2 protein-coding genes, 1 tRNA gene and 1 pseudogene are annotated in these 3,665 nt (G+C 72.7%); all 4 read right to left on the bottom strand.

From position 1 onward, the window contains the following. A partial coding sequence (gene glmU / locus ACFE60_RS18190; protein ID WP_375390260.1) for a bifunctional UDP-N-acetylglucosamine diphosphorylase/glucosamine-1-phosphate N-acetyltransferase GlmU occupies window positions 1–1,246 on the bottom strand: 1,246 nt, incomplete at its 3' end. 294 nt (window positions 1,247–1,540) lie between these two features. Then, a tRNA-Gln gene (locus tag ACFE60_RS18185) sits at window positions 1,541–1,612 on the bottom strand. A 32-nt stretch (window positions 1,613–1,644) separates the two neighbouring features. Beyond that, window positions 1,645–3,066: an APC family permease gene (locus tag ACFE60_RS18180; RefSeq protein ID WP_375390259.1), complete on the bottom strand. Its 1,422-nt coding sequence runs from the start codon at window positions 3,064–3,066 to the stop codon at window positions 1,645–1,647. Window positions 3,067–3,281: 215 nt separating this feature from the next. Next, window positions 3,282–3,665 (bottom strand): annotated as a pseudogene (locus ACFE60_RS18175) (ABC transporter ATP-binding protein); the annotation flags it as partial.

The raw sequence follows: 3,665 nt of genomic DNA, 5'->3' as shown, positions 1-3,665 counted from the left end.
CGCTGCCCACGAAGCTCGCCCGCCCGACGGTGGTCGTCGACTTCGTCACGCCGTCGTAGTTGGCGAAGATCACGCCCGCACCGATGTTGGCGTCCTCGCCGATCTCGACGTCGCCGGCGTACGTCAGGTGCGGCACCTTCGCGCGGGGCCCGATCGTCGCGTTCTTGGTCTCGACGAACGTGCCGATCTTGCCCTTCGCACCGAGGTCGGTGCCGGGCCGGAGGTAGGCGAACGGGCCGACGTCGGCGCCCGCGCCGATCACGGCGAGCGTGCCGTCCGTGCGGTTCACGCGGGCGCCCTCGCCGACCTCGCAGTCGACGAGGGTGGTGTCCGGGCCGACGACGGCGCCGCGGGCGATCGTGGTGGCGCGCTGCAGCTGGGTGTTCGGCCGGATCTCGACGTCCTCGCCGATGGTGACGGTCGCGTCGATCCAGGTGGTCAGCGGGTCGATCACGGTCACGCCGGCCAGCTGGTGGCGGCGGACGATCGCGTCGTTCATGCGGCGGGCGGCCGCGGCGAGCTGCACGCGGTCGTTCACGCCGGCGACGACGTCCTCGTGCGCGGCGGGGACGGCGAGCACCACCTCGCCGGCGTCCCGGCTGATCGCGATCAGGTCGGTGATGTACCGCTCGCCCTGCGCGTTCGCGGAGCCGAGCCCCGCGAGCCGAGCCCCGAGCCCCTCCGAGCGGAACAGGTAGATGCCGCCGTTGCCCTCCGCGATGGCGCGCTCGGCCGGGGTCGCGTCCCGCTCCTCCACGATGCGGAGGAAGCCGCCGTCGTGGCCGCGCACGATGCGGCCGGCGCCGGTCGGGTCGGCGAAGAAGGCCGACAGCACCGTGGCGCTCGCGCCGCGCTGCGCGTGCTCGAGCCGCAGCGCCCGCATCGCCGCGGCGTCGACGTGCGGCAGGTCGCCGTTCACGACGAGCACGTCGCCCTCGAAGCCGCCGAGCGCGCCGAACGCGACCTCGAGCGCGCGGCCGGTGCCCGGCACCTCGTCCTGGTCGACGATCAGCGCGCCGGGCGCGTGCTGCAGCACGGCCGCGGCGACCGCGTCGCGCTCGTGCCGCACGACGACCGCGATGCGGGCCGGGTCGAGGCCCTGCGCGGCGAGCAGGACGTGCCCGACCATCGGCAGGCCGGCGATCTCGTGCAGCACCTTCGGGCGGGCGGATCGCATCCGCGTGCCCTGGCCGGCGGCCAGCACGACCACCGCGAGCGGGCGGTCCGTCTGCGGGCTGGGGGTCACGGGGCTCCTCCGCTCCTGGCGCCCGTCCGTACCGCGAGCGGGTCCGGCACGACGAGCGCGATCATCAGCCTATGCCCGGGCTTCGGGGGCCGGCCCGGGCGGCGGCTCGAGCACTTCGGCAGGCCGCGAGCGCTTCGGCAGGCCGCGAGCGCTTCGGCGGGCCACGAGCACTTCGGCAGGCCACGAGCACTTCGGCAGGCCCCTAGGCGGGAGAACAGCCTGCCGAAGTGCGAGCAGCCTGCTGACGTGCTCCTCCGGAGGGGCGGCGGCCGGTCCGGAGGGGCGGCGGCCGGGCTCCGCCTCCAGGATTCGAACCTGGGCCTCACAGCTCCAAAGGCTGTCGTGCTGCCGTTACACCAAGGCGGACCGTGCCGCCCAAGTCTGCCGCACGGCCCTCGTCAGCCGACGTCCGACAGGTCGCCGGCCCGGTCCCCGCGGCGCAGCGTGCGGTTGATCCCGACCGTGACGCCCCAGAGCACGATCCCGATCACGAGCAGCACACCGGCGATGGCGTACTGCTCCGGGTCGCGGCCCGACGTCCACGGCAGGACGAGGTACACGCACGCGACGGCACCGACCAGCGGCAGCGCGGTGGGGGCCCGGAAGTGCCGGTGGTCGACCCGGTCCCGGCGCAGCACGAGCACCACGACGTTGACGACCGCGAACACGCTGAGCAGCAGCAGCGAGGTCGTGCCGCCCAGCAGGGCCACGACCGGGTTCCTCGGGTCGAGGGCCAGGAACGAGATCAGGCCGATCGCGAGCAGCGTCGTGAAGCCGATGGCGGCGAACGGGGTGCGACGGCGGGGCAGCACGGCGCCGAGCACAGGCGGCAGCACGCGCTGCCGCGCCATCCCGTAGATCAGCCGGCTCGCCATCAGCATGTTGATCAGTGCGCTGTTCGCGACCGCGAACATCGAGATGAAGGGCAGCAGCACGGTGATCGGGAAGTCCGGCGCCGCGGTCTGCACGACCGTCGTCAGCGGCGTGGGGCTCTTCGCGAGCTCCCCGACCGGCACCACGGCCACCGCGATGATCGAGACCAGCACGTAGATGATCGCCGTGATAGTCAGGCCCGTGAGGAGCATCCGCGGGAAGGTGCGGGAGGGGTCCTTCGTCTCCTCCGCCATGTTCACGCTGTCCTCGAACCCGACCATCGCGAAGAACGCGAGCGACGTCGCGGTGCTGACGGCCAGGAAGAACGACTTGTCGTCGGGACCCTCGAACAGCACGACCCGGCTGAAGTCGGCCTGCCCGGCGAAGATCGCCAGCGAGCCGAGCATGATCACGAGCAGCAGGCCGGACAGCTCGATCAGGGTGAACACGACGTTGAGCCCGACCCCCTCCGCGACGCCCCGCAGGTTCACGCCGAGGATCAGCAGCATGAACACGACCGACACCGCCCAGGTGCCGGTGCTCGGGATCGTGAGGCCGAACGCGACGCCGAAGTTCGACGCGAACGCGACGGAGGCTGCGGAGGCGGAGGTGATGCCGGACGACATGACGACGAACATCACGATGAACGTGACGAAGTGGATGCCGAACGCCTTGTGCACGTACAGCGCGGCGCCGGCGGCCTGCGGGTACTTCGTCACCAGCTCCAGGTAGGAGAACGCGGTGATCGTCGCGACCGCGAACGCGATGAGGAACGGCAGCCACGCGGCGCCGCCCACCTCCCCCGCGACCTGGCCGGTGAGCGCGTAGACGCCGGTGCCGAGGATGTCGCCGACGATGAACAGCAGCAGCAGCTTCGGGCCGATCGCCCGCTTCAGCTCGGTCTGCTCCTCGGCGGGCTTCTGCTGCTCGGGCGCGGTCGTGGACATGCCTGCCTCCTCGCGGAACGGATGCCCCAGGTTCCCGGAGGAGGGCGGCGCGCAGACCGCTTTTGCAGGTTGTTTGCAGGTTCAGCCGGGTCGGCCCCTCCCTCCTCTCGCGGATCCGGATGGATCCGGCGACACCCCGGTCGCGCGCGCCCGGAGCCGGCGTGTCGCCGAGGATCTCCGGATCTGCGCAAGGAATCCGGATCCGCGAACAGGGGTCAGGCGGACTCGAGGCGCTCCGCGGCCTCGAGCCACTCCAGCTCGAGGGTGCCGTGCTCGTCCTCGCGATCGCGGATGCGGCCCGCGATCGTCTCCAGCCCGACGTAGTCGCTCTGGTCGTGCGTGGCGAGGGCGTCGTGGTCGGCCCGGGTCTCCTGCGTCAGCCGCTGCATGCGGCGGTCCAGCGAGGCGAGCTGCTTCTCCAGGTCGCGGCGCTCGGCGCCGGACAGCCCGGGGCCGGCGGAGGCGGCGTCGGTCAGGACCGCCGTCCCCACGTCCACGGCCGCCACGCCGCTTCGCGGCGCGTCGGAACCGGGACGCGTGGGCCCATCGGTGTCCGCCAGCCGCAGGTACTCGTCGACGCCGCCCGGCAGGTGCCGCAG

Origin of the sequence: uncultured Amnibacterium sp. (genome assembly GCF_964245895.1) — a bacterium.
In the GTDB taxonomy this organism is placed as follows: Bacteria; Actinomycetota; Actinomycetes; order Actinomycetales; family Microbacteriaceae; genus Amnibacterium.
Note: the sequence above shows the minus strand (reverse complement) of the source record. Positions and strands in the feature narration are given on the sequence as shown.

Excerpts from the sequence above, each read along its gene's own strand:
- ACFE60_RS18180 (WP_375390259.1), bottom strand. The coding sequence starts at position 3,066 with ATGTCCACGACCGCGCCCGAGCAGCAGAAGCCCGCCGAGGAGCAGACC.